Source organism: Pedobacter cryoconitis (genome assembly GCF_003259615.1).
Lineage (GTDB): Bacteria > Bacteroidota > Bacteroidia > Sphingobacteriales > Sphingobacteriaceae > Pedobacter > Pedobacter cryoconitis.
The window spans coordinates 111,221-137,582 of record NZ_QLLR01000012.1 but is presented as its reverse complement, the minus strand read 5'-3'; the positions used below and the strand labels follow the sequence as shown (position 1 = coordinate 137,582).

General features: G+C 40.3%; 23 protein-coding genes. 18 read left to right on the top strand and 5 right to left on the bottom strand.

Annotated elements, in window-relative coordinates; translation table 11 throughout:
* The first annotated feature begins 7 nt into the window (after positions 1 to 7).
* The 5 genes from LY11_RS13735 (at position 8) to LY11_RS13715 (ending at position 5,046) form a co-directional block, all read left to right on the top strand.
* Entirely contained in the window at positions 8 to 808 is an 801-nt protein-coding gene (locus LY11_RS13735; protein ID WP_111634229.1) for a hypothetical protein, read from the top strand.
* 131 nt (positions 809 to 939) lie between these two features.
* Positions 940 to 1,605: an SGNH/GDSL hydrolase family protein gene (locus LY11_RS13730; RefSeq protein ID WP_111634252.1), complete on the top strand. Its 666-nt coding sequence runs from the start codon at positions 940 to 942 to the stop codon at positions 1,603 to 1,605.
* A gap of 9 nt (positions 1,606 to 1,614) precedes the next feature.
* Entirely contained in the window at positions 1,615 to 3,606 is a 1,992-nt protein-coding gene (dnaG, locus tag LY11_RS13725; RefSeq protein WP_111634228.1) for a DNA primase, read from the top strand.
* Positions 3,606 to 3,968: a YraN family protein gene (locus LY11_RS13720; protein ID WP_068404004.1), complete on the top strand. Its 363-nt coding sequence runs from the start codon at positions 3,606 to 3,608 to the stop codon at positions 3,966 to 3,968. Before dnaG ends, LY11_RS13720 begins: the two co-directional genes overlap by 1 nt.
* Complete coding sequence (locus tag LY11_RS13715) at positions 3,949 to 5,046, top strand: glutaminyl-peptide cyclotransferase (RefSeq protein ID WP_111634227.1); 1,098 nt, start codon at positions 3,949 to 3,951, stop codon at positions 5,044 to 5,046. The genes LY11_RS13720 and LY11_RS13715 overlap by 20 nt, the downstream gene beginning before the upstream one ends.
* 28 nt (positions 5,047 to 5,074) lie before the next feature.
* Here the strand turns inward: LY11_RS13715 and LY11_RS13710 are convergent, their stop codons facing one another.
* Complete coding sequence (locus LY11_RS13710; RefSeq protein ID WP_111634226.1) at positions 5,075 to 5,611, bottom strand: DUF4251 domain-containing protein; 537 nt, start codon at positions 5,609 to 5,611, stop codon at positions 5,075 to 5,077.
* 145 nt (positions 5,612 to 5,756) lie between these two features.
* Positions 5,757 to 7,403 (bottom strand): glucose-6-phosphate isomerase, encoded by a 1,647-nt coding sequence (pgi, locus tag LY11_RS13705; protein ID WP_111634225.1) that lies wholly within the window; start codon positions 7,401 to 7,403, stop codon positions 5,757 to 5,759.
* A gap of 182 nt (positions 7,404 to 7,585) precedes the next feature.
* Here pgi and LY11_RS13700 point away from each other — a divergent pair, with 182 nt between their 5' ends.
* The 3 genes from LY11_RS13700 (at position 7,586) to LY11_RS13690 (ending at position 10,167) form a co-directional block, all read left to right on the top strand.
* Complete coding sequence (locus tag LY11_RS13700; RefSeq protein ID WP_111634224.1) at positions 7,586 to 8,089, top strand: hypothetical protein; 504 nt, start codon at positions 7,586 to 7,588, stop codon at positions 8,087 to 8,089.
* 71 nt (positions 8,090 to 8,160) lie between these two features.
* A protein-coding gene (gene prfB, locus LY11_RS13695) for a peptide chain release factor 2 (RefSeq protein ID WP_211321550.1) occupies positions 8,161 to 9,238 on the top strand; the annotation gives its coding sequence in 2 pieces (ribosomal slippage) (positions 8,161 to 8,220 and positions 8,222 to 9,238; 1,077 coding nt in all).
* Positions 9,238 to 10,167 carry an alpha/beta hydrolase gene (locus tag LY11_RS13690; protein ID WP_111634223.1) on the top strand — a complete coding sequence of 310 codons (930 nt, stop codon included), beginning with the start codon at positions 9,238 to 9,240 and terminating at the stop codon, positions 10,165 to 10,167. The genes prfB and LY11_RS13690 overlap by 1 nt, the downstream gene beginning before the upstream one ends.
* On the opposite strand, the gene LY11_RS13685 is transcribed toward LY11_RS13690, so the two are convergent.
* On the bottom strand, positions 10,164 to 11,033 hold the full coding sequence (locus LY11_RS13685) for a transglutaminase-like domain-containing protein (protein WP_111634222.1): 870 nt from the start codon (positions 11,031 to 11,033) through the stop codon (positions 10,164 to 10,166). The two genes, LY11_RS13690 and LY11_RS13685, sit on opposite strands and share 4 nt — an antisense overlap.
* Positions 11,034 to 11,077: 44 nt before the next feature.
* On the opposite strand from LY11_RS13685, the gene LY11_RS13680 reads away from it, so the two are divergent.
* Entirely contained in the window at positions 11,078 to 11,860 is a 783-nt protein-coding gene (locus tag LY11_RS13680; protein ID WP_111634221.1) for an O-methyltransferase, read from the top strand.
* On the opposite strand, the gene LY11_RS13675 is transcribed toward LY11_RS13680, so the two are convergent.
* Entirely contained in the window at positions 11,857 to 12,987 is a 1,131-nt protein-coding gene (locus LY11_RS13675) for a BamA/TamA family outer membrane protein (protein WP_111634220.1), read from the bottom strand. The two genes, LY11_RS13680 and LY11_RS13675, sit on opposite strands and share 4 nt — an antisense overlap.
* A 90-nt stretch (positions 12,988 to 13,077) precedes the next feature.
* Positions 13,078 to 13,416, bottom strand: a complete 339-nt coding sequence (locus LY11_RS13670) for a DUF6686 family protein (protein ID WP_245952762.1) — start codon at positions 13,414 to 13,416, stop codon at positions 13,078 to 13,080.
* Between the two features lie 233 nt (positions 13,417 to 13,649).
* On the opposite strand from LY11_RS13670, the gene LY11_RS13665 reads away from it, so the two are divergent.
* The 9 genes from LY11_RS13665 (at position 13,650) to LY11_RS13625 (ending at position 26,342) form a co-directional block, all read left to right on the top strand.
* Positions 13,650 to 14,630 carry a deoxyhypusine synthase family protein gene (locus LY11_RS13665; RefSeq protein WP_111634219.1) on the top strand — a complete coding sequence of 327 codons (981 nt, stop codon included), beginning with the start codon at positions 13,650 to 13,652 and terminating at the stop codon, positions 14,628 to 14,630.
* Positions 14,631 to 14,881: 251 nt separating this feature from the next.
* Positions 14,882 to 16,177 carry a c-type cytochrome gene (locus tag LY11_RS13660; protein WP_111634218.1) on the top strand — a complete coding sequence of 432 codons (1,296 nt, stop codon included), beginning with the start codon at positions 14,882 to 14,884 and terminating at the stop codon, positions 16,175 to 16,177.
* Positions 16,178 to 16,223: 46 nt separating this feature from the next.
* A complete protein-coding gene (locus LY11_RS13655; RefSeq protein ID WP_111634217.1) occupies positions 16,224 to 19,256 on the top strand; it encodes a TAT-variant-translocated molybdopterin oxidoreductase in 3,033 nt (1,010 codons plus the stop codon).
* A 23-nt stretch (positions 19,257 to 19,279) separates the two neighbouring features.
* Positions 19,280 to 20,752 (top strand): NrfD/PsrC family molybdoenzyme membrane anchor subunit, encoded by a 1,473-nt coding sequence (nrfD, locus tag LY11_RS13650; RefSeq protein ID WP_111634216.1) that lies wholly within the window; start codon positions 19,280 to 19,282, stop codon positions 20,750 to 20,752.
* Positions 20,753 to 20,754: 2 nt separating this feature from the next.
* Positions 20,755 to 21,291, top strand: a complete 537-nt coding sequence (locus LY11_RS13645; RefSeq protein WP_068403973.1) for a DUF3341 domain-containing protein — start codon at positions 20,755 to 20,757, stop codon at positions 21,289 to 21,291.
* Positions 21,263 to 21,871, top strand: a complete 609-nt coding sequence (locus LY11_RS13640) for a c-type cytochrome (RefSeq protein WP_068403971.1) — start codon at positions 21,263 to 21,265, stop codon at positions 21,869 to 21,871. Before LY11_RS13645 ends, LY11_RS13640 begins: the two co-directional genes overlap by 29 nt.
* Before the next feature lie 14 nt (positions 21,872 to 21,885).
* Entirely contained in the window at positions 21,886 to 23,100 is a 1,215-nt protein-coding gene (locus tag LY11_RS13635; RefSeq protein ID WP_111634215.1) for a quinol:cytochrome C oxidoreductase, read from the top strand.
* 63 nt (positions 23,101 to 23,163) lie between these two features.
* Positions 23,164 to 24,429: a cytochrome c oxidase subunit II gene (locus tag LY11_RS13630; protein WP_068403967.1), complete on the top strand. Its 1,266-nt coding sequence runs from the start codon at positions 23,164 to 23,166 to the stop codon at positions 24,427 to 24,429.
* Between the two features lie 20 nt (positions 24,430 to 24,449).
* Complete coding sequence (locus tag LY11_RS13625) at positions 24,450 to 26,342, top strand: cytochrome c oxidase subunit I (RefSeq protein ID WP_211321549.1); 1,893 nt, start codon at positions 24,450 to 24,452, stop codon at positions 26,340 to 26,342.
* Positions 26,343 to 26,362 lie beyond the last annotated feature (20 nt).

The following is a 26,362-nucleotide window of genomic DNA, read 5'->3' as shown; positions in this document are numbered from 1 at the left end:
TTAGGGAATGACGCATCAGCAGATATTAGATAAACTAGCAGCGGGAGAGGTAGTCTCCTGTATTGATGATGAACTGGCCAGACTGGTAGGCTGGTCAATGAATGGGGAATTTGAAACTGCGGAACAGCAGCTGGCTGATTTTCTTCCCAAATTATTGTCCCGGTGGAATTGTGTACTGAAGGCTGGAAAAGAAGAGGTTGGTGCTTATTATAAAGAAAAAGTAATTCTTGTATTGGCTGTATTACTGCATAAGTATGGTTTTAAGGATAAAACAATTACTGAGCAGGCATTAAAGGCAATCGATAAATTAAATAAAGGTGTAGTGCTGAGTGATCATTTTTTCAGAAAGACGGAAGAGATTAAGGCTGTTTTAAATTCTGATCCGGTACCACTTAAAAAAAGACCAGGACATCGCGAGAGTATCACTTTCTACAGATCAAAAGATGTAATTTCATTCCAATTGGATGGTCAGTTTTATGCGGCTTATATCCATGATCTGGTTGGGCAGAATAATTATCCTATTATAGAATTTTATGATCAGGTTTTTACGCGGGTCCCGGAATTAAAGGACTTAAAGAATGTAAAAGCCAGGGGGGCTGTCTATAATGATGGTGTGGCAAGGATTTCCCTTGATGCTATTTATCTCATGAAATATTTGCCAGACCTTGCGAATCAAGTCCACCTGATTGCTGCTGGCGTAGAAGAAAAACCTTCAAATGACCATCTGGAAGAGTCAGTTGGGCTATATGGAATGAGTGATATATTCCGGATACAAGATACAATCAGGGGTATATTTAAACCACGTTAAAATTCAGGCGTTACGGAATAGGCATTAAAGCTTTACCAAAAAATTGCTAAATTGGTTACCTTTGTTTTCCTGGGGATTTTAACCAGGTTTTCGGCTGTACCAAACCTATTCTAACCACAAAACGCATGTTCATGAAAAGATTGATCCAAACTATGGCATTTCTGGCTACAGGATGCTTGTTACTTACTTTTATGGCTATGAAAGCCAAATCTAAAAAGATTATTTTCTTTGGTGATTCTATTACCCAGCAAGGTGCCCAGCCGGGTGGTTATGTTGATCTGATCAGTAAAAAACTGAGTTCCCCGGCTTATGAAGTTATTGGAGCTGGTGTTGGCGGGAACAAGGTATATGATCTTTACCTGCGTTTAGAAGATGATGTTTTAAATAAAAAACCAGACCTGGTTGTTATTTACATCGGTGTAAATGACGTTTGGCACAAACAGAGTTCTCATACGGGAACGGACCTGGATAAATTTGTGAAATTCTACCAGGCATTAATTAATAAAATTCAGGCTAATGGTGCTAAGGTTGTCGTTTGTACACCAGCAGTTATTGGAGAGAAAAAGAGTAGTGCCAACGAACTGGATGCTGAGCTGGATAAATATTCGGCAGCGATCAGAGAACTGGCCACTAAAAATAAGCTGGTGTTATGTGATTTGAGAAAGTTGTTTACGGAATATGATTTGCAGAATAATCCGCAGGATCTCCCAAAAGGGATCTTAACAACTGATGGCGTACATCTTAATGAAAAAGGTAATCAAACGTTGGCTGCAACGTTAATACCACTAGTCAAGTAATTTGTTTGAATGATATATCAGGATACTATTAACAAAATCATGGACACTTCCCGTATTGAGGAAGTTGTCGGTGATTTTGTGTCTTTAAAGAAGCGTGGGACAAGCTTAATCGGTAATTGTCCTTTTCATAATGAGAAAACACCATCTTTTCACGTATCGGTAACCAAAGGTATTTACAAGTGCTTTGGTTGCGGTAAAGGGGGAGATTCTGTGCGTTTTATTATGGACCACGAGAAGTATTCTTATCCTGAGGCCTTAAAATACCTGGCTCAGAAATACAATATTGAGGTTGAGGAGAAGGAAGAGAGCCCGGAAGTTCAGGAGGCTAACAATGCCAGGGAAAGTTTATATGTAGTGTCTTTGTATGCGGCAAATTATTTTGCCAATGAGCTGTGGACTGGTGAACAGGGACGTGCAATCGGTTTAAGCTATTTTAAAGAACGCGGTTTCCGGGAAGACATCATTAAGAAGTTCGAACTGGGCTATTCTCCTGATCAGTGGGATGCTTTAATCTTAAGTGCGGCTTCGGCAGGGCACAAAGAAGAGTATCTGGAAAAGACTGGTCTGGCGATCCGCAATGAGAAGGGTAAGGTTTACGACCGCTTCCGGGGCAGGGTCATGTTCCCAATCCATAATTTTACCGGAAGGGTAATTGGTTTTGGTGGCCGGACACTGAAAACTGATAAAAATGTTCCAAAGTATGTCAACTCTCCGGAGAGTGATATTTACCATAAATCGAACGTACTTTACGGGTTGTATCAAGCCAAAAAGGCGATTCGTGATTTAGACAATTGTTACCTGGTAGAGGGTTATGCGGATGTACTTTCTGTACATCAGGCAAATATTGAAAATGTAGTGGCCTCTTCGGGTACTTCATTAACGATTGAGCAGATCAGGCTCATCGGACGTTTTACGCAGAATGTAACCATTTTATATGATGGGGATGCTGCGGGGATTAAAGCTTCGCTGCGTGGGTTGGATATGATCCTGGAAGAAGGGCTGAATGTGAAAGTGGTTAACTTTCCTGATGGTCATGATCCGGATTCTTATATGCACAAGGTCGGTGCCGGTGCTTTTAAGATTTATATAGAAAATAACCGTAAGGATTTCATTCTTTACAAGGCAGATACGCTGTTAAAGGAAGCGGGTACAGATCCGATTAAACGTGCGGGCATTATCAGGGATATTGTAGAAAGTATCGCGAAAATACCAGATGATATTAAAGCTTCTGTATTTATCAGGGAATGCAGTCACTTGCTCCAGGTAGAGGAACGGATGTTAATGACCGAACTGAACAAAATCCGTTCGGCGAAGTTTAAAAAGGGCGGACAAGGTCAGCAACAAGGGTATCAGCAAGGTTATCAGCAGAAGTCATCTAATGCTAGTCATTCACCTTATCCGGATGGCCCTCCTGATAATCTGTTTGATGACAATGCGCCTATGGATCTTCCGGAAACGGAAACCCGGGTGGACGATGATTTATTGCAGGAGCATGAGATTGTCAGGCTTTTACTGGCCTTTGGGCATGAGCTGGTGAGCTGGGATAATATTGATAACATGTATATCGGTTCGTTTATCATGCAAAACCTTTCTGATGTTACATTTGAAGATGAAACCTGCAAGCTGATTATCCAGAATTACAAAGAAGAAATTGAGAATGGACATTTGCCGGTGGCAAATCAGTTCATTAAAAATAATGACCGTGATATTGCTGATTTAGCGATTACTTTATCGAGTTCTCCTTATTCGCTGAGTGAGAACTGGTATAACAAGCACAAGATTTATGTGCGGGATGAAACGGTTAATCTGAAAGCGACTATTCTGGGCGGGCTTTTCCATTTGAAAAAGAGAAAAGTAGACCGTATTCTGCTTGGTTTGCTACAGGAAATTAAAGTGGAAACAGATGCTGTGAATCAGGAGATCCTGATGCAGCGTTATGCACATATTAAAAATGTGGAGCGGGAAATTTCAAAGTTCTTAGGGTCTGTTGTCATCAAATAATGGCAGCGCATAACGAACTGGGAAGAAGGGGAGAGCAATTGGCTTCATCTTATTTAGAACAGCTTGGTTATCGTATTCTGGAGAAAAACTGGGTGTTTAAAAGGGCGGAAATAGACCTGATCGCTTTTTATGACAGTAAGCTTATTTTCGTGGAGGTAAAAACCCGTAGCTCTGTCGGGCATGGTGAACCGGAAGATTTTGTGGACTGGAAAAAGGAAAAGCAAATGGAATTCGCTTCCGCTATTTATATTGACCGAAAGAACCACCAGGGGGAAATTCGGTACGATATTGTTGCAATTGTTTTTGAAAATGAACAACTTTATAAAATTAATCATATTGAAGATGCATTTTGGCCAAACTAATACGCTCGTTAAATTACCTAAATTAATACTCCTGATCGGTGCGCTTACTGGTATTACTTTCGTGATCTCTTGTAAAAGCGGCGCAGGAACCAGTGATGCGCTGAGCTTCAAACTTCCGGAACAGGGACAAAGTTTTGGACTGGGTGAGGATGTGAAGGTACAGCTGGATGTTCCTGCGGAAGGGAAAGTAAACAGCGTGAATTATCTGCTGGATGGTAAATCGGTAGGTTCGAAAAATAACGGAGAAGCATTAACGATTAAAACGGATGGTTTATCATTAGGTTATAAATTGATTACTGCGGTAGTGGATAATGGCTCCAAAAAAGATACACTGACTATTAATATTGTTTTGAAATCGTCGGTCAAGCCGACTGAATTCACCTATAAAGTGATCAATACGTTTCCACATGATACCAGTTCTTATACACAAGGTTTAGAATATCACAATGGCCGTTTACTGGAGAGCAGCGGAGAGTATGGCTTTTCTACTTTAAAATGGGTAGACCTGCAGACGGGTAAAGCGTCTCCGAAGATTGAGCTGGAAAAGAAATTCTTTGGGGAGGGTTCTACGCTGATTGGTGATAAAATTATCTTGCTGACCTGGAAAGAAGATGTTGGGTTTATTTACGATGCCAGGTCATTAAAACAGTTAGGTACTTTTCCTTATCAGAATAGCAGAGAGGGTTGGGGGCTAACCTTTGATGGGCAGCGGATCATCAAGTCTGATGGAACCAACCGGATCTGGTTTTTAAACAAAGACAACTACAAGGAAGAAAGTTATGTAGACGTTTATGACAACAACGGAGAAGTCGCTGAACTGAACGAACTGGAGTACATAGACGGAAAAATATATGCGAACATCTATCAGACAGATAAGATCGCAGTCATAGACCCTAAAAGCGGCTCTGTGTTGAGTTATATTGACCTGACAGGAATATTGCCTGCTAAGGATAGATTTCCTAATACAGACGTACTGAACGGGATTGCATGGGATGCAGCTGGTAAACGTCTTTTTGTAACCGGAAAGAAGTTTAGTAAGTTGTTCCAGATACAACTGGTTCCGGTTACGCCAAAATAAGAATTCAATTCAGCACAAGTTTGCCGACCTATTTTTTCTTTTTTAATTCGGGCTCAGTAATATTTCCTTCAAAACTGATGGATTGCTGGCTGTTGCTGACTACGGAAAGCGTAGCGCGGCCTGATTTTGTAATTGAAAGTGTCAGGTTATAATTGTCTTTCACATCTTTTGGATTGATCAGAATCAGCCATCCGCCTTTTTTGTTCTGCGTACTTTTATAAGTGAAATCTTTAGACTTGAATTTGATCCCGCTATCATTGGGATCTCCGATTTTAGGGGTATAGGATCTGCCGTAATAAGGGAGGTAAGAAACCAGGCTGTCTGATGTGACGGTAAGGCTATAATTTGATCCTGCGAGGTTAATATTACCTCCGCCAGTATAACCTGGCATTCGGCTCATTACATTGTTAATATCCGTAGCATTCAAAGGATTTGCGCTGCTGGCGACAAATACATAGTTCTTTGCTTCTACATTTTTAGTGGTTGCTTCTTCTGCTGTCTGGGCTTTTAATTGAAAGCCTGAAAAGATAAGAACCAGGAGCAGACAATTTTTAAACGTTTCCATTTGTATTTATTTTTATAATTTGTAATGCTTGATTAACGAATTTAAGTCTGAGACAGTTTTTCGCAATAAAGGTTTAATATAAGAAATGTACAAATGGAAACGTTCGGTTAAATATCCCTGTTTATTGCTAAACAGGAATGTATGATTATCTCCAGTTTTTGTACTGATTAATTAATCCGTTTGTAGAAACATCGTGTGAGGAAACAGCGTCGTCATTCTTCAATTCAGGAAGGATGCTTTTTGCCAGTTGTTTTCCTAATTCCACACCCCATTGGTCAAAGCTAAAAATGTTCCATACGATACCCTGAACAAATATCTTGTGTTCATAAATAGCAATCAGTGTTCCCAGGCTGCGTGGTGTTACTTTTTTCAGCAGGATTGAGTTTGTTGGCCTGTTACCTTCAAAAACTTTGAATGGCGCAAGCTTTTTGATCTCTTCTGCTGTTTTTCCTTCTTTTTGCAGTTCTGCAGTCACCTGTTCTTCGGTTTTTCCGTTCATCAGGGCTTCTGTTTGTGCAAAGAAGTTAGACAACAGAATCGGGTGATGTTCTCCGATTGGGTTCAGGCTTTGTGCCGGCGCAATAAAATCACAAGGAATAATACGTGTTCCCTGGTGGATCAGCTGATAAAATGCGTGCTGACCATTAGTTCCGGGCTCACCCCAGATAATCGGGCCTGTTTCATAAGTAACTTCATTTCCGTTACGGTCTACATGTTTACCGTTGCTTTCCATATCTCCTTGTTGGAAATAAGCCGCGAAACGGTGCAGGTATTGATCGTAAGGAAGGATTGCTTCTGTTTCTGCATCAAAGAAATTGATATACCAGATGCCTAATAAGGCAAGGATTACGGCTACATTGTTTTCAAATGGCGTGTTTTCAAAGTGCTCATCTGCTGCGTGTGCACCGGCAAGCAGTTCTTTGAAGTTAGCAAAACCTACGCTCAGCGCGATAGGCATACCAATGGCACTCCATAAAGAGTATCTTCCGCCAACCCAGTCCCAGAAACCAAACATATTTGCAGTGTCAATTCCAAATGCAGCTACATCTTTAGCATTGGTAGAAAGCGCGGCGAAGTGTTTAGCCACGTCTTCTTGTTTTGCACCTTTGCTCAAAAACCAGTCTCTTGCTGTATTGGCATTGGTCATAGTCTCCTGTGTGGTGAATGTTTTGGAAGCAACCAGGAAAAGGGTAGTTTCAGGGTCCACTGTTTTCAGGGTTTCCACGATATGTGTACCGTCTATATTAGACACGAAGTGCATCGTTAAATGGTTCTTGTAAGCTTTTAAGGCTTCAGTAACCATCACTGGTCCCAGATCAGAGCCGCCGATACCGATATTAACGACATCGGTAATTGCTTTGCCGGTATAACCTTTCCATGAGCCGGAAATAATCGCTTCACTGAATTTCTCCATTTTAGCTAATACTTCGTTCACATCGTCCATAACGTTGATCCCATCTGCATAAACAGGTTTATTGCTTTGGTTACGCAAGGCAGTATGTAAAACAGCTCTGTCTTCTGTCTGATTTATCTTTTCTCCGCTGAACATTGCTTTAATGGCTTCATCCAGTTTGCATTCTCTGGCAAGCTGCATCAGCAGAGCAAGGGTAGTATCATTGATCCTGTTTTTTGAATAATCGAGCAGGATGTCTTCGAAAACTACTGAAAACTTCTCAAAACGCTTTTCATCTTCTGCAAACAGTTGTTTCAAGTTCTTTTCATTGATGTCAATGAAGTGATCAGCCAGGTATTTATAGGCCGCTGTCTCTGTAAAGTTGATGGTTGGTAACATAAATAAATGGTGTTTCTGTAAATGTATAGTTTAAATGTCGGCAGATTGAATTGTATTTAATAGTAAAACGGCCTTTAAAATTGAATATTTTACTTTTAGCAGTCAAATGAGTGGTTGTCACTGGTTTTTATTTGTATTATATTTAATAAAAAATAACAGTTCACCTATAAAAACTACCCGTTATGTTAGAAAATTTGAATCAACTGGTTAAAGATAGTACTCAGGATGCTATTGTTAACAATAGTGAAATTCCGGATGAGCACAATGAGGCTGCGATTTCTGCGGCTTCTGGATCTATCATTGATGCTTTAAAACAACAATTATCTTCTGGTAATATTGGTGGTCTTGTAGACGCTTTTAAAGGTGGAAATGTTGAAGGAAGTGCGGTTGCGCAGGATGCTTCAGCTGGTTTCATCGATAAGTTGGCAGGTATGGGAATCAAACTGGATACAGCGAAAGGAATTGCTGCTTCTGTGATTCCCGGTATCATTGGCAAATTCATTAACAAAACAAATGATCCCAATGACAGCTCTTTTGATATTAAAGATGTACTGAGCAAAATATCAGGGCCGGATGGAAAGTTTGAGTTGTCAGATCTGACGAACTTATTTACCAGTGGTAAACCAGGTGAACCGTGGGCTGAAGGCGGCAGTATTGTAGATAAACTTAAAGGGCTTTTTAGCTAAACATATACACTAATTTTGTAAAAGGCTATCCGAACATTGTTCAGGTAGCCTTTTGTGTTATATTTGTGATTATGACAAAAGAACAAATACAGGATTTAAGGGACAGAGTAGCGTCGCTGAGGAGGCATCTTTGACGTCGAAACCCGACTCGAAGCTATTTATATAGAACAGGAGCTTACCTTACAAACAGATTTTTGGGATGATCCCAAAAAGGCTGAAAAGCATTTGGCAGAAATGAACTCCAAAAAAGTGTGGACTGATGCCTGGCAGAAAGTTAACGCGGAGTTTGAGGATACACAGGTCTTATTTGATTTCCTGCAATCCGGGGATGCTACCAAAGAGGAGATGGAGGAGCAGTACGAAAAGTGTCTGCACCTGATCGAGGATCTGGAATTGAAAAACATGCTGAGCAGCAAGGAAGATCAGCTGAATGCAGTGATGCAGATTACTGCAGGTGCTGGTGGAACTGAGAGTTGTGACTGGGCGGCGATGCTGATGAGAATGTACATCATGTGGGGCGAAAAGAACGGTTACAAAGTGACTGAGCAGGATTTTCAGCCTGGAGAGGTAACGGGTGTAAAAACGGTTACTTTACAATTTGCGGGAGATTTCTCTTACGGTTATCTGAAGGGTGAAAACGGAGTGCACCGGCTGGTGCGTATTTCACCTTTTGATTCTAATGCACGCCGGCATACTTCATTCGCTTCGGTCTATGTTTATCCATTAGTGGATGATACGATCGAGATTGAAATCAAGGACGCGGATATTGAATTCGAAACTTTCCGTTCTGGTGGAGCGGGTGGTCAGAATGTAAATAAAGTGGAAACTGCGGTACGGTTGTACCATAAACCTTCTGGTATTGTAATTAAAAACCAGGAATCGCGTTCTCAATTACAGAACAAGGAGAATGCGTTAAGACTCCTGAAGTCACAGTTATATGAAGCGGTCATGCGCGAAAGGATGATTGCATCTGCCGCTGTGGAAGGTTCAAAAATGAAGATTGAGTGGGGCTCACAAATCAGGAATTATGTTTTACATCCGTATAAACTGGTGAAAGATCTGAGAACTAATTATGAAACTTCTAATGCACAGGCTGTCCTTGATGGGGAGCTGAATGATTTTTTGAAAGCATATTTAATGGAATTCTAATGAATAAAAATTGGTTGTTACTTTTAGTTATGGGAATATTGGCAGGGAATGGAGTACAGGCTCAGGAAGTGATGAAGCTGTACCCGGGCAAAATACCGGGGGCAAAAGCGGCCCCTGCTAATTATAAGGAAAAAGAAACAATCATTAATGGTAAAGTTTTTGGACTGAGCAAGGTCACTGATCCTTCGCTCAGTCTTTATGCTGCTGATCCGCAGAAAGCAAATGGAACGGCTGTGATTATTTGTCCGGGTGGCGGTTATGCTTTCCTGGCTACAGACCATGAGGGGGAGGAAGTAGCACGCCGTTTTGCTGCACAAGGTGTAACGGCATTTGTGCTGAAGTATCGCCTGCCGAGTGATACGATTATGGTAGAGCAGTCTTTGGGCCCTTTACAGGATGCGCAGCAGGCAATTTACCTGGTTCGTAAAAACGCGGCGGCATGGCATATTAATCCTTCGAAAATCGGCATCATGGGTTTCTCTGCTGGCGGACATCTTGCGGCTTCGCTTGCGGTTCATTATGGAGATCTTAAAATTAAGAATCCTGAAGGATTGAGCCTCAGACCTGATTTTGCAGTGCTGATTTACCCGGTGATCAGTTTTACGGCTTCGGCGCATACGGGCTCTGTTAAGAATCTGATCGGCCCGAATGCTACCCAGGCACAAAAGGAATATTTCTCCAATGAACTGCATGTAAATGCACAGACACCTATCAGTTTCCTGGTTCATGCGAATGATGATGATACTGTTCCGGTAGAGAATACGATCTTATTTAACCAGGAGATGGTGAAGAATAAGGTTGCTGCAGAAACACATCTTTACCAGGCCGGCGGACATGGCTATGGCATGCACAATAAGAAGACTACTGATGACTGGTTTCTTCGTTTGCAGGAATGGATGGTGGCTAATCAGCTGTTGTCAGCGAATTAGAGGTCGCTTTTAACCAGAATATCCTGTAATTCTTTCAGCTCTTCCACCTTTTCCGGATTACCTATATTTTCATAAGCAGAGATCAGGTTACGGATAATCCTGCGGATAATTTCCACGTTACTGCATGGGGCATAAAAGCCTGGTAGTGGCTGCAGGTTCAGCTGGCGTAAAAACTGGTCTACATCGTGTTTGCCAAAAATTGCTCCTTTGTTAAAGGCATTGATGTAAAACAGTACGCCAAATTCATTTTCTTCTCTTTTGCTTTCATCAATGTAACCGAGTATAAAATGCTGCGGCAGGTTCACTCCGTATACCGGAATATCCAGTTTCTGCGCAATAGTGGCATAAATAATGGCCAGAGAGATCTGGTTTCCTTTTTTGGTATCCAGTACCTGGTTGATATAAGAGTTTTGAGGATCGTGATGGTTCTTCGTATTTCCTTTGAAGCCGTGAATGTTATAAAAGATGTGGTTAATGAGTTTAATCTTCTCTACGGAACTCATTTCGTATTGCAGGTTTGTCCAGATTTCTCTTTTAAGTTCTTCTATCTGGTTAATGACTTTCTGTTCATCAAGGTCAGGATATTGATAGCGGTTGATAACTAAAGCGCCTTGCAAAAGATCGAACGCACCGCTCTGATACCAAAGATTAAGGTCTTCTTTGACGGTGTTAAACTGGATCTGATGAACGATGTTTTCTATTCTTTCCTGTAAGAGTGTATCGAGGGATTTCTCCCATTCCGTTTCCAGAAAATGAATGACTGAAGTTCCGTGTTCAAGGAGACGTTTCGCTACTTGTTCGAAAACTTCCTGGTCAGTGTCATCGAGTAATTTTACCAGCGCTTTTATTTCTGAACTATTTTCCATTAAAAAATACCAATTAGAATAATCGTTTATCTATTTTTGCAGTTATGGCATTACAATTTATCAGTGACTATCTGAAGCATCGTTTAACCTCTAAAAGCAGACACGGAACTCATTCGCCTTTTGTTTATCATTTGGTAGATGAGGTAATTTACGATTTTAACTCCAAAACTGAGTACAAAGGTATTGAGGAACAAAGAAAAAAACTTTTAAATGACGATGCTTTAATCACGGTAACTGATCTTGGTGCTGGTTCTCATCTGAACAAAAACCGTACAAAAAAGGTAAAGGAAATCGCTAAAAATGCGTTGAAGTCGCCTAGGTTAGCGCAATTAATTTATCGCCTGGCAAAAAACAGTAAGCCTGAAAATCTGATCGAACTGGGTACTTGCCTTGGCATTACCACTGCTTATTTATCGAAGGCTTGCCCTGCTTCAGATATTATCACGATTGAGGGGTGTCCGGAGACTGCTAAAAAGGCTTATGAGAATTTTCAGGATCTTGAACTGGACAATATAGAGTTACAGGTTGGTAATTTTGATGTGTTGTTACCAGTTGTAATTGATCAGGCTGCAAAGCTGGATTTTGTTTATATCGATGGTAACCACCGTAAAGATGCTACGATAAATTACTTCAAATGGTGCTTGCCAAAGGTGCATGAGGATTCATTACTGATCTTTGATGATATTTACTGGAGCAAAGGAATGAAGGAAGCCTGGGAAGAAATCAAGAACCACCCGGATGTAACGGTAACGGTAGATTTATTCTGGATCGGTCTGGTTTACTTCAAAAAAGGCCAGAAAAAGGAACATTTTAAGATTAAGTTCTAAAATGCTTCTGCCAGGCTCAGGTAAAATCCTGATTGTCTGGCTTCATTCGGTCTTTTCTCTCCAACTGCATAGTCTGCTCTTACGCTCAGTCCTTTAGCAGGATCGTAGAAGTATCTTACTCCTGCGCCGTAAGAGGGTTTAAATTGTTTAAGGGAGAAATCTCCGTTCGCAAAAACGCGCCCGCCGCCACCAAATGCAACTAAGCCAAAGCGGTTATTGTAACGGTAACGCAATTCTGTTTGTGCAGCAATCAGGTTTTCGTCTCTGTAACGGCCTGAATAATAGCCACGCATCATTTCGTCATTACCGAGTTGCGGTAATAGATAGAATGGGGTACTGCTGCTTTGTATGGTATAATAAATTCCGTTTACGCCTAAGACGAATTTTTTAGATAATGGCCAGAAGTTACGGACAACGACTTTAATCTGGCTGCCTGAAAAATCATTTCCGCCGAAAACATTCGGGGCATATTGATAGGATACCCTGCCGAAAAATCCTTTGGTCGGGTAGTTATTTGAATTCCTGGTATCGTAGGTTTGAGAGACACCCAGAAAAAGAACTGATCCTCCATTCTGACCAAGAACGGCCGGGTCAGTATCATAAATTCCACCTGGTACTTTGTCTTTGAAACTATAGTTTTCATAACCTAAGGATACGCCTGTATAAAAGAAGGGAAGGATATTTTTCTCTACGTCGAAGAATGCCCTGATCTGGCGTTGTACTAACCTGTCTTTATTGGCTTCCAGTGTTTGGTTGCCGATGCCGAAAAAGTCAAATGGCATACTTCTGAACCTGAGTTCACTAATCAGGTGATAAGCATTATGTTTTGTCCACACGTCGCCTTTCAGACTTACATTATAAGTGCTTTTTGTAGAGAGTGAGAGCACTGTTGAAAAATTAGAACTACGGTTCAAGGTGTCTTTTTTATCAAGATAGGTAGAGTAAAGACCGCCGATACCAAATTCCATACCTATCTCCTGAGAGTATCTTAGCAGAGGAAGTGGCATAAAACTCGCTTTGCGGGTTGTATCTACATCTTCTGACAACATACGTTTGATCAGTTTCATTTGTCCAAATCCATGAAGCGTTGAGAGCAATAGGGTGGTGGAAAGCAAAAATTTTCTCATTAGAGGGGGCTGCGCGTAGTTATAATACGTAAAATAAAGGCGCTAAAGTAAGCAATTTATGAGTAAAATCTGGTGCAGCTTTATTTATCGCTAATGATTTGTTCCGGGCTCTGTTCCCATCAGGGTATAAACTTCTTTCATAAACACAGCTTCGTTGAGCATAGAGCGGAAAGAATCCAGCTCATCGTGCGTAAAGGCAAAGCTGATGTCTTCATTTGGGGTACGTAATAATATTCTCTCCTTTTTATCTGGAAAGGGCAGGCTGGTTTCTGAGAAAGCGAAGTTTTGAATAATATCTTTAAAGTTTAAAAAGTCATTGTGGGTAAAGTTTAACAAGAGATTGTTATGCCAGATGTAAAATACATTGCAGCATGGGCAATGTGATATTGCAGTGTCTTTTCCTGAACTTAAAACTATTGTTTTGCACATAGGATTGCATTTTTGAGTTTAACAATTAAGCATAAAATGAGAGCGGCTTTGTTGGAATAGTTCAAACATAATACATTATTTATAATTATTCTAAATAAAAAAGAATATTTGTCTGAGGTTCTAAATAAAAGCACTGATTGATTAATAATATGGTGTTGAGCGGGGAGTCGTTTTTAACGAATATTTCCTTATTTTTGCGGCGGTTTATACAAAACAGAATAATCTTAATTAAAATGAGCGTAACAAGAGGACCAATATCAAAATTCATGGAAGGGCATTACCTCCATTTCAATGCAGCAGCAATGATGGATGCGGCTAAAGGCTATGAAACGCATTTAGATGAAGGTGGTAAAATGATGATTACCCTTGCTGGTGCAATGAGTACTGCTGAGCTGGGAATTTCATTGGCAGAAATGATCCGTCAGGATAAAGTTTCTATAATCTCGTGTACAGGTGCGAATCTGGAAGAGGATATTATGAACCTTGTTGCCCATTCACATTATAAACGTGTACCTAATTACCGTGATTTAACTCCTCAGGACGAGTGGGATTTATTAGAAAACCATTATAACCGTGTAACTGATACTTGTATTCCTGAGGAAGAAGCTTTCAGACGTTTACAGAAACATATTCAGGAGATCTGGACAAATGCGGAGAAAGCTGGTGAGCGTTATTTCCCGCATGAGTATATGTACAAAATGTTATTGAGCGGTGTGCTTGAGCAATATTATGAAATCGACCCTAAAAATTCATGGATGCTTGCAGCTGCGGAAAAAAATCTGCCGATTGTAGTTCCGGGATGGGAAGATTCAACGATGGGGAATATCTTCGCTTCTTATGTAATGAAAAAAGAATTACAGGCTTCTACAGTGAAGAGCGGAATTGAGTATATGGGTTACCTTGCAGACTGGTATATTAAAAACAGTGGCGGAAAAGGAATCGGATTCTTCCAGATTGGTGGTGGTATCGCCGGAGATTTCCCGATTTGTGTAGTGCCTATGTTATATCAGGATATGGAAATGGAGAATATTCCTTTCTGGACTTATTTCTGCCAGATCTCTGATTCTACGACTTCTTACGGATCGTATTCTGGCGCTGTACCGAACGAAAAGATCACCTGGGGCAAGCTGGACATCCATACGCCTAAGTTTATCGTGGAGTCTGATGCAACTATCGTAGCACCATTGATTTTTGCCTGGATATTAAAAATGTAAATTATAATTCCAAATCCTTATCTGGATTTTTGTCGTATAGAAAATCAGCAAATAGAAAAATTTGCTGATTTTCTTCGTTTAAAGCCATAAAATGGAAAAGTTTAGAATGATTATAAATTGTATTTACTGTCATTTCTTTGTCATTGGTAACTTAATAAATTTTACTTTTGTGGACGTTTTGGTGAAGAACAAGAGTTTAAACATCAATACGTTCATTACAGTTTTTTAAAATAAAGCATAAAATACTCATTATGAGGAATATCTCATTGATCATTAGAAGAGTTTGGAAGTCGGCATTTATGTTTACGGCTCTATCTGTTTTAATCGTTTCTGGTACGCAAGCACAAGACGCAGTAGAAGGTAGAAAAATCTTCAAGGAAAAATGTACTTCATGTCATGCACTGGACCGCGATCTGATCGGCCCGGCATTACAAACGATTGTACCTACAAAGAGCGAAGCGTTTTTGTTAAAATGGATCAACAATGCTCCGGCATTTATCGCGTCGGGAGACAAAGAGGCTGTAGAGGCTTCGAAGTTCAATCCGAATGCCGACATGACAGCGTTTCCATCTTTAACGCCTGAGCAGATTAAAAGCATCCTTGCTTACGTAAAAGTAGGTGAGCCTAAGAAAGTAGAAGCTGCTGGTGCAGCTACTGGTTCTGATGAAGTTTCAAACTTCTCTATCGTAGGAGTAATTGCTGTAATCCTGATCTCTATCATTGTATTAGTGATCCTGGCAAGAGCAATCAAAATGCTTGAGCGCCTGATCCTGAAAAAACAAGGTGTAGAAATCGAAGAAGACGAAGAGAAAACGTCGATGTTAGCTGGCATTGGTCAGTTATTCAAAAACAAGAAGTTTGTTTTCTTCGTGATCCTGTGCTTAGTGATAAGCTTAGGTTCATTTGGATGGATGGGCATGTGGAACACTGGTGTTTCTACAGGTTACCAGCCAACACAGCCAATTAAATTCTCTCACGAGTTACACGCTGGTGTAAACCAGATTGATTGTCAGTACTGTCACGCTGGTGCATTCGAATCTAAAAACGCAACCATACCTTCGCTTAACGTTTGTATGAACTGTCACAAACAGGTTCAGGCCAGAGACAGCCATGATGGAAATATCTCTCCTGAGATTCAGAAAATCTACAACGCATTAGGTTACGATGCAGATAAAATGACTTATGACAAGTCTAAAGAAAAACCAATTGAGTGGGTACGTGTTCACAACCTTCCTGATTTCGCTTACTTCAATCACTCACAACACGTTGTTGTAGCTGAAGAAGCTATCCGTAAAGAAAAAGGATTGAAACCAAACGAGCCAGTTTGTTTTGCTTGTCACGGACCGGTTAATACAATGGAAGAGATCTATCAGTATTCTCCTCTAACCATGAAATGGTGTATCAACTGTCATAAAGACACCAAGTTAGAAGTTAAAGACAACGCATTCTACACCAAAATTATTGAGGCTCATGAGAAAATCAAAAAAGGTGAGAAAATTACACCTGCAGCATTAGGTGGAATTGAGTGTGGTAAATGTCACTATTAATAGAGTTTAGTAAAAAGAACGTTCGATAAACAGTAATATAGCTTAAATGGAAAGCAATAAAAAATACTGGAAAGGCTTAGAGGAATTTAACAAGACCTCCGATTTTGTTGAAAACAACAAAAACGAATTTGCGGAGCCGCTTCCAATAGAAGATGTTTTAAATGAAGCAGGATTAAGTACAGTAACTCCTCGCCGTGACTTTTTAAAAGCCTTAGGCTTTGGTCTTGGTGCGGTGACACTTGCCGCTTGTCAGCCTGCTCCGATTCACAAATCAATACCTTACCTGATTAAACCTGAAGAAGTAATCCCGGGTATCCCGAATTACTATGTATCAAGTTATAATGGTCAGAGTATCCTGGTGAAAACCAGAGAGGGCAGACCGATCAAGATTGAGCCAAACCCAAATGCGGGTGAGTTCAATTGCGGTACTGATGCGCAGGCTCAGGCTTCTGTATTGGATTTGTACGATGTTTCGAAACTTAAAGCACCTGTATTAAAGAATGATGAGACTACCTGGGCGAAGGTTGATGCGTTTGTAGCTGCAGAGCTGGCAAAAGCAAAAGCTTCGGGCAAGAAAATCCGCATCGTTTCTTCATCTGTAAACAGTCCTTCTACTAAAGCAGTAGTTGCAGACTTTATAGCTGCTTATCCTGCAACTAAACATGTACAGTACGATGCAGTATCTTATACTGGTATCATCAAAGCAAATGAGAATAGCTTTGGTAAAGCTGTAATTCCTAAATATAACTTCGACAAAGCTGACTTAATCGTGAGTTTTGCTGCTGACTTTTTAGGAACATGGATTAGCGGAGAAGAATTCACTTCTCAGTATGTGGCTAACAGAAATCACAAGTCATTGGCAAAAGGTAAAATGTCACGTCACTTCCAGTTCGAAGCTGGTATGAGTTTGACAGGTACTAATGCTGATACACGTATCCCGGTTAAATTATCAGAACAGGGTCCTGCTCTGATAACCTTATATAATGAAATCACTGGTGGCAATTTAGCTGGTGGTTCTTTACCTAAGAATGGTACTGCTGAAAAAGCACTTAAACTGATTGCTAAAGAATTAGTTCAGCAAAAAGGAAAAGCTTTAGTAGTATGTGGTTCTAACGATGTTTCTACTCAAATCCTGGTTAATGCGATCAACTCTGCTATCGGCAGTTATGGTACAACTATCGATTTGGATAATCCTAACAAACGTTATGCTGGTAATGATGCTGAATTCGCGGAATTCTTAAATGAAATGAACAGAGGCGAAGTTGCTGCTGTATTCTTCCTGGATAACAACCCTGCTTATGATGTGGTCAATACTAAGTCATTCACTGATGGATTAGGAAAGGTTCCATTGAAAGTTTCTTTCTCAGACCGTAAGGATGAGACTTCTACTTTATGTGATGTGATTGCAACTAATCAGAATTACTTAGAAGCATGGGGTGATGCAAATAGCTACGAAGGATATTATTCTATCGTTCAGCCAACCATCAACCCGGTATTCAATTCACGTCAGGCGGAAGAAAGTTTACTGATCTGGTCTAACGCTCCTGTTAAGGAATACTACCAGTATGTACGTAACAACTGGGAGAAAAATATACTTCCAGCTTTCGGTAAGTCATGGAACGATGTATTAGAGACTGGAGTTTTTGCTGCAGCACCTAAAACAGCAGGTTCTTACAGCTTCAATCTTTCATTAGCAGCTGTTGCGCCTTCAGTAGTGAAAAGCAGTGCTGCTTTAGCTAAGGATATTGAGCTTCAGGTTTATGAAAGTGTAGCAATGCGTGATGGTAAACATGCTAACAACGCATTTTTACAGGAGTTACCTGATCCGGTTTCTAAAGTAACCTGGGATAACTACATTGCTCTTGCGCCTAAGTTCGCTGAGTCATTGGGAATTAAAGAATTCGATGTTGTTGACGTTAAAGGAAGCAACGGATATAAAATTACTTTACCAGTTCTGGTTCAGCCAGGACAAGCACAGGGCACTGCTTCTATAGCTTTAGGTTATGGACGTACTAAAGTGGGTAAAGCTGGTGATAACGTAGGTCAGAATGCTTATCCATTCGTAACTTTCAGCAATGGAACGTTACAGTATGCAAATACGATCACGATCACCAAAACTGGTGCAACCAACGAGCTTGCACAAACGCAGACTCACCACTCTTTTGAAGGAAGAAACATTATCCGCGAAGCAACTTTCAAGGAATATGTGAAAAATCCTTCGGCAGGTACTGGTAAGCATGACAGTGAACATAAAACTTACGATTTATGGGATAAATACGAAAAACCAGGTAACAACTGGGTAATGGCAATCGACTTGAATGCTTGTACTGGTTGTGGTTCTTGTATTGTTGCTTGTAACGTAGAAAATAACATCCCTGTTGTTGGACGCGATGAGGTTCGCAGACGCAGAGAAATGCACTGGATCCGTATTGACCGTTACTATAGCTTTGAAGAAGGCGATAAGAGCGTATCTGAGGAGAAAGAAATCGCGCACATGGAGAATCTTGACCGCGTGTCAGTTGTTCATCAGCCGATGTTATGTCAGCACTGTGATCACGCTCCTTGTGAAACTGTTTGTCCTGTATTGGCAACGACCCACTCTTCGGATGGTCTGAACCACATGGCTTATAACCGTTGTGTAGGTACACGTTACTGTGCAAATAACTGCCCGTACAAAGTACGCCGTTTCAACTGGTTTAACTACTGGAATGATTCACGTTTCGATAACTACCTGAACAATGAGTTCACTCAGCTGGTTCTTAACCCAGACGTGACTACCCGTTCAAGAGGGGTTATGGAAAAATGCTCAATGTGTATCCAACGTATTCAGGCTGGTAAATTGTCAGCTAAAATTGCGAAACGTCCATTGAAAGATGGAGATATCAAAATGGCATGTCAGGAAGCTTGTTCAGCAAATGCAATTATATTTGGTGATGGAAACGATCCTGAATCAGAAGTATCGAAAGCATTACGCAGTGAGCGTATTTACTATGTATTGGAAGAGGTAAACACTCAACCAGGAATAGGTTACATGACAAAAATTAGAAACACAGATTCATTACCAACAGTACAAGCGTAAGCTGATATTAAAGAAAACACATTATGTCAGGACATAACGAATCAATATTAAGAGAACCACTAATCACCGGCAATGATATCACGTATGCAAAAATTACGGATGATATCTTAATGCCAGTTGAGAATAAGCCCAACAGGGCCTGGTGGATAGGTTTTATAGTTTCCCTGATGGGAGCGACCTTATGGTTAGTTGCAGTAAGTTATACTTTCTGGAACGGTATCGGATCATGGGGTCTGAACAAAACTGTAGGATGGGCATGGGATATCACCGGTTTCGTATGGTGGGTAGGTATTGGTCACGCAGGAACATTGATTTCAGCGGTATTATTACTCTTCCGTCAAAACTGGCGTAACTCCATTAACAGGTCGGCAGAGGCGATGACGATTTTCGCCGTTATCTGTGCCGCAACGTATGTTGTATCCCACATGGGAAGACCTTGGTTAGCTTACTGGGTATTACCTTTACCGAATCAGTTCGGTTCACTCTGGGTAAACTTTAACTCACCGCTGGTGTGGGATATGTTTGCGATCTCTACTTACTTCTCTGTATCCTTATTATTCTGGTATACAGGTTTATTACCAGATATTGCTACTATCCGTGACCGTGCAACAGGTGTACGCCGCAGAATTTATTCTATCTTCTCTTTCGGATGGAGCGGTAACGTTAAAACATGGCAGCGTTTTGAGACTGTGTCTCTGATCCTTGCCGGTATCTCTACACCACTGGTACTTTCGGTACACACAATTGTATCGATGGACTTTGCAACCTCGGTTATTCCGGGATGGCACACTACAATCTTCCCTCCATACTTTGTGGCTGGTGCGATCTTCTCTGGTTTCGCCATGGTGTTAACCTTATTACTGGTTGCCCGTAAAGTATTGGGTCTTGAAAACTACATCACCATGTTCCACATTGAATCGATGAACAAAATCATCATTCTTACAGGATCAATCGTAGGTGTGGCTTACATCACTGAGTTTTTTATTGCCTGGTATTCAGGTTCAGAATATGAAGCATACGCATTCATCAACCGTTCAACTGGTCCGTACTGGTGGGCATACTGGATGATGATGACTTGTAACGTAATTTCTCCGCAGTTACTGTGGTTCAAGAAAATCCGTTTGAGTATTCCTGCAACATGGATCTTATCTATCGTGGTAAACATCGGTATGTGGTTTGAGCGTTTCGTAATTATCGTAACCTCATTACACCGTGATTACCTTCCATCAAGTTGGGCGATGTTCTATCCTACATGGGTAGATGTAAGTGTCTTTGTAGGTTCAATCGGGGTATTCTTTACTTTATTCCTGTTGTTCTTAAGAGTTCTGCCTTCAATTGCAATTGCTGAGGTAAAACTATTACTTAAAACATCAAGTGAGCAAGCTAAACTTGCACAGATTAAAGAAGGTCATTTGGACAAAGCTCACGTTAAGGAATATGTAGAGTCTTTAGAGAAATTTGATAGTGTTAAACAAGAAGAATACGCAAAAATATAACAATGAGTAATATCAAATATATTTTAGGCAGTTTTGGCGATCCTGACGAAATGATGCATGGCATCGAAAAGTTACAGGAGAACAACATTAAGATCCATGATGTTTATACGCCTATGCCTATCCACGGCATCGAAGCCAAACTAGGAATTAAAAGATCAAGATTGGATATCCTTGCATTTTTCTGCGGGATAACAGGAACGGTTTCAGCATTTGCCCTGATCTATCTTACCTCGGTAGTAGACTGGAGACATAATATTGGTGGTAAACCAGCTTTCGCATTACCGGATTTTATTCCGATTATGTTTGAGGTAACTATTTTATTCTGTGCATTTGGATTAGTAGGATCTTATTATGCATCTACTCACCTTTTCCCAGGAAGAGCACCAAGAGTAATGGACTTAAGAGCCACAGATGATAGATTTATTATAGCTGTTGATGCTCAGGAAAATGGAGATCACAGTAAAATTGACGGACTATTAAAAGAAGCTGGTGCTATAGAAGTTAAGCACAATGAAAGGAAGTATATTAGCTATGAATAAGAATAAAATAGTTGCAGCCTCATTTGTTGTTCTTGCCCTGGCTGTTACAACACTTTCGTCTTGCAGGAATAAGAATAATCCAGGTTTGGAATATGCAAGGAATATGTATGATCATATTGCTTACGATCCTGACCAGCCGAACAAAAACTTTGCGAACGGACAAACTGCACAAACACCTCCTGCGAATACAAGCCCTGTAGGATTTGTGAAGTATGAATACGCAAACACCAAAGAAGGTTACGAAGCGGCAGGTTTAAATCTGCACAACCCTTTAGCTAAGACACCACAGAACTTATTGTCAGGTAAACATTACTTTACTGTATTCTGCGGACCTTGTCACGGTGAAAAAGGTGATGGTAAAGGACACCTTGTCCAAATTGAGAAATTTACAGGTGTACCAGCTTATCATGGTGATGCAGCGTCATCACGTGGTGGCTTGATGAAAGACTTATCGGAAGGTAAAATCTATCATACTATCATGTACGGATTAAATAACATGGGGTCACATGCCTCTCAGCTTACTCCAGATCAAAGATGGAAAGTTGTGATGTATGTTCAACAATTACAAAAAATACAATAGAAAAGCAGATATAAATGGGAACTCACAATTATAATTTCAATGAGCAGTTTGAGTTTACAGGAAAAGCTAAAACTTTAAGCATAGCGGCGATCGTTATTGGTATCGCAAGTATTGCTTATGGTTTTTCTGATCATGGACTTCATGAGCGGACTTTTGCCAACCTGTTACTTATGGCCTATTACTTCGCCTGTGTATGTATGTCGGGTGCATTCTTTTTAGCTGTTCAGTTTGTAGCGCAGGCAGGATGGTCTGCATCAATCTTACGTGTGCCTCAGGCTATGGCAAGAACATTGCCTATCGCTGTAGTAATCCTGATCGCTGTTATTGGTCTGGGACTATATACACATAATCTTTATCATCACTGGAACGCACCGGGCTTAACTGATCCGTCTTCTGCCAACTATGATAAATTAATCGATGGAAAATCAGCTTTCTTAAATGTACCTTTCTTCTTAGGACGTCAGGTTGTATTTTTAAGTATCTATTCTTTCTTCGCTCTTTTACTTTCTAAGTTATCAACTAACGAGGATTTAGAAGGTGGTTTAAATTCATACACGAAAAGTTTTAAATACTCTTGTATATTTTTAGTTATCTACGGCTTTACTACGCCAATCTTTGCATTTGATACAGTAATGTCATTAGAGGCACACTGGTTCTCTACTATGTTTGGATGGTACAACTTCGCAGCAATGTGGGTGAGCAGTTTAGCTACTATAGCTGTAATTATCATCCTGTTGAGAAAAGCAGGTTATATGCAATGGGTTAACAATAGTCACCTTCATAACTTAGGTCAATTCATCTTCGGGTTCTCAATTTTCTGGACTTATGTATGGTTTGCACAATTTATGTTGATCTATTATGCCAACATGCCGGAAGAAACTGTGTATTTTTACAAACGATTTGAGTTTTACAAGTTCTGGTTCTTTTTGAATTTAGTGATGAACTTCCTTGCTCCGGTTCTGTTGTTAATGGACCGCGATAATAAAAGACAGGAAAATATCATGCTGGGTGTTTGTATAATTGTATTATGCGGTCACTGGGTAGATTACTACCAGATGATTATGCCTGGAACTGTAGAATCACATAATGGCTTTGGTATTATTGAAATAGGTACAGCAATCGGTTTTGTAGGCTTGTTTACCTTTACAGTATTATCTTCATTAAGTAAGAAACCTTTAATTGCAAAGAATCACCCTTTCTTACAAGAGAGTCTGAATCACCATTTGTAGTAACTGGTTAGAGAGTATATACATTAATTTATAGTAGAAGTACATCGTACTACTTTTAAGAAAATGAGTTTAAGAAAATATATAAGCAATAAGACAATAGCGGCCCTGGCAGTAATTCTTACTGTGTTTGCAAATACGAGCGCATTTGCACAAGAAGCTGCCGCCGGTGCTGCCGCTACGGCTGCGAAAAAACCTATTGATATGTTCCCGATCTATAAGTCGGCAGCATTTTATACCCTGTTATTTTTACTGCTTTGCTTATTCATAGCGATAGTTGGTAAAGCAATGCGGGTATATGAATTGACACGTGAAGCACAGGATAAACCTGCCGGTATCAATTGGAATACAGTAAATGGTGTTCTTTTTGTGATTTTCTTAATCGTCGGATTATACGGAGTTTACTTTGAATATACGGTTCACGGAAACATGATTCTTCCTGATGCTGCTTCAGAACACGGTAAGAAGATTGACCAGATGTTTAACATCACGCTGATCCTGACTACTATCGTATTCATCGGAACACACCTTGTATTATTCCTGTTCTCGTACTTTTACAAGAATACTGGTAAAAGAAAAGCTTATTACTACCCACACAATAATGCACTGGAGCGTATCTGGACAATTGTTCCTGCGTTAGTGCTTACTGTATTGGTATTAATGGGATTCCTTACCTGGAGATCAATTTTCTACAAAATCGAAGATCCTAATAATAAGCCATTGAGCATTGAGATTACTTCTCAGCAGTTCGCATGGACTATCCGTTATCCGGGAGCTGATAAAATTGTAGGTAAGAAAAACTATAAACTGATTACCGGAACAAATAGTTTGGGTATGGACTTTAATGATAAGGACAATCTTGATGATCAGATGGCAGAGGAAATGGTTATTCCTGTCAACAAACCAGTAAGATTGATTCTGACCAGTAAAGATGTATTGCACAGTTTTTACATGCCGCATTTCAGGATACAGTTAAACACTGTTCCGGGTATGACTTCTTATTTTGAATTCACACCAACAATTACTACTGCTGATATGCAGACTAAAGTAAATGATCCAGCATTTAAATTCTTGTTCTATTGCTCGAAAATCTGTGGATCTGGTCACTATAACATGCAAAAGGTTGTTAGAGTTGTTTCTCAGGCTGAATATGATGCCTGGATAGTTAAACAACCTAAGTTTATCAATAACGATTTGAGAAAGCAATTTAACTTGCCAATCGTACCAGAACCAGCAGCTGCACCAGCGGCGGCAGCACCAGCTGATAGTACAGCTAAAGCTGCGACAAGTGCTCCTGCTGTAGCAATGAATAAACCGGCTTTAAAAAAATAATTATACTGGAATAGCGCATTATGTCAACTATAACATTACACGATACACATAACAACGATCACCATGACGGTCACGATCATGGGCATCACGAACAATCTTTCATAACGAAATACATCTTTAGCCAGGATCACAAGATGATCGCTAAGCAGTTTTTAATAACTGGTATTGTTATGGCTGTTATTGCAATGGGATTGTCTATCTTATTTCGTATGCAGCTGGCCTGGCCAGATAAAAGTTTCCCTATTCTTGAAACATTTTTAGGAAGATGGGCAGAAGGAGGAAGGATCAAACCTGATTTTTACCTTGCTCTGGTAACTATACACGGTACCATCATGGTATTCTTTGTACTGACCGCAGGATTGAGCGGTACGTTTAGTAATTTACTGATTCCTCTTCAGCTCGGGGTACGGGATATGGCATCACCATTTATGAACATGCTTTCATACTGGTTATTCTTTATCGCCTGCGTAGTGATGATGAGCTCATTCTTTATTGAAACGGGACCAGCGAGTGCAGGCTGGACAGTATATCCGCCATTATCAGCGCTTCCTAAGGCTATCGCCGGATCAGCACTGGGTATGACATTATGGTTAATCAGTATGGTTCTTTTTGTAGCTTCTCAGTTAATGGGTGGTATCAACTATGTAAGTACTGTATTAAACATGCGTACTAAAGGTATGGACCTTTGGAAAATGCCTTTAACAATCTGGGCTTTCTTATTAACAGCTATCTTAGGTATCTTATCATTCCCTGTTTTAGTAGCAGGTGTTGTGTTATTGATCTTTGACCGTAGTTTCGGTACAAGTTTCTATTTATCTGATATTGTTATGGGTACTCAGGTATTACCTAACGAAGGTGGTTCTCCAATCTTATGGCAGCATTTATTCTGGTTCCTTGGTCACCCTGAGGTATATATTGTAATTATGCCGGCTTTAGGTATCTCTTCAGAGGTTATCTCGGTAAATTCAAGAAAACCAATCTTTGGTTACCATGCGATGGTTTACTCGTTAATCGGTATTACTATCCTTTCCTTCATCGTATGGGGTCACCATATGTTTGTAACTGGGATGAACCCATTACTGGGTGGTGTGTTTATGATCACGACCCTGATTATCGCTGTTCCTTCAGCAGTAAAAACTTTCAACTACCTGGCTACACTATGGCGCGGTAATATCAGGTTCACACCTGCAATGTTATGTGCTATTGGTATGGTTTCATTCTTTATCTCAGGTGGTTTAACTGGTATCTTCTTAGGTAATGCCTCTTTAGATATTAACCTTCACGATACTTACTTCGTAGTGGCTCACTTTCACCTGGTAATGGGTTCTGCGGCGATCTTTGGTATGCTTGCCGGTGTTTATCACTGGTATCCAAAAATGTTCGGAAGAATGTTAAACGAGAAATTAGGATACCTTCACTTCTGGATTACATTTATCTGTGCTTACTTAGTATTCTTCCCATTACACTTCTTAGGTTTAGATGGTGTACCACGTCGTTACTATGCTTTCACTGAATTTGAATTCATGCAGAAATGGGTTACTGTAAACATCTTTGTAACATGGGCAGCTATCGTTGCAGCATTAGCACAGGTTGCTTTCCTTTTCAACTTCTTCTACTCAATTTTCAAAGGTAAAAAAGCAACACAGAACCCTTGGGAATCTAATACTTTAGAATGGACTACACCAGTTGAGCATATCCATGGTAACTGGCCAGGAGAAATCCCTACAGTATACCGTTGGCCATATGATTACAGTAAGCCAGGTTCTGAAGCAGATTTCATTCCTCAGACTGTTCCTTATTCTCAGACAATGAGCTCTAACATGCCGCATGACTTCGAAGGAAATGCAGAATCTGAGCGCATCCAGAGAGAGTGGGAAGAAAAACAAGCAAAAGAAAAAGCAATACTGGATTAATCTCCTTTATTAAAATTATA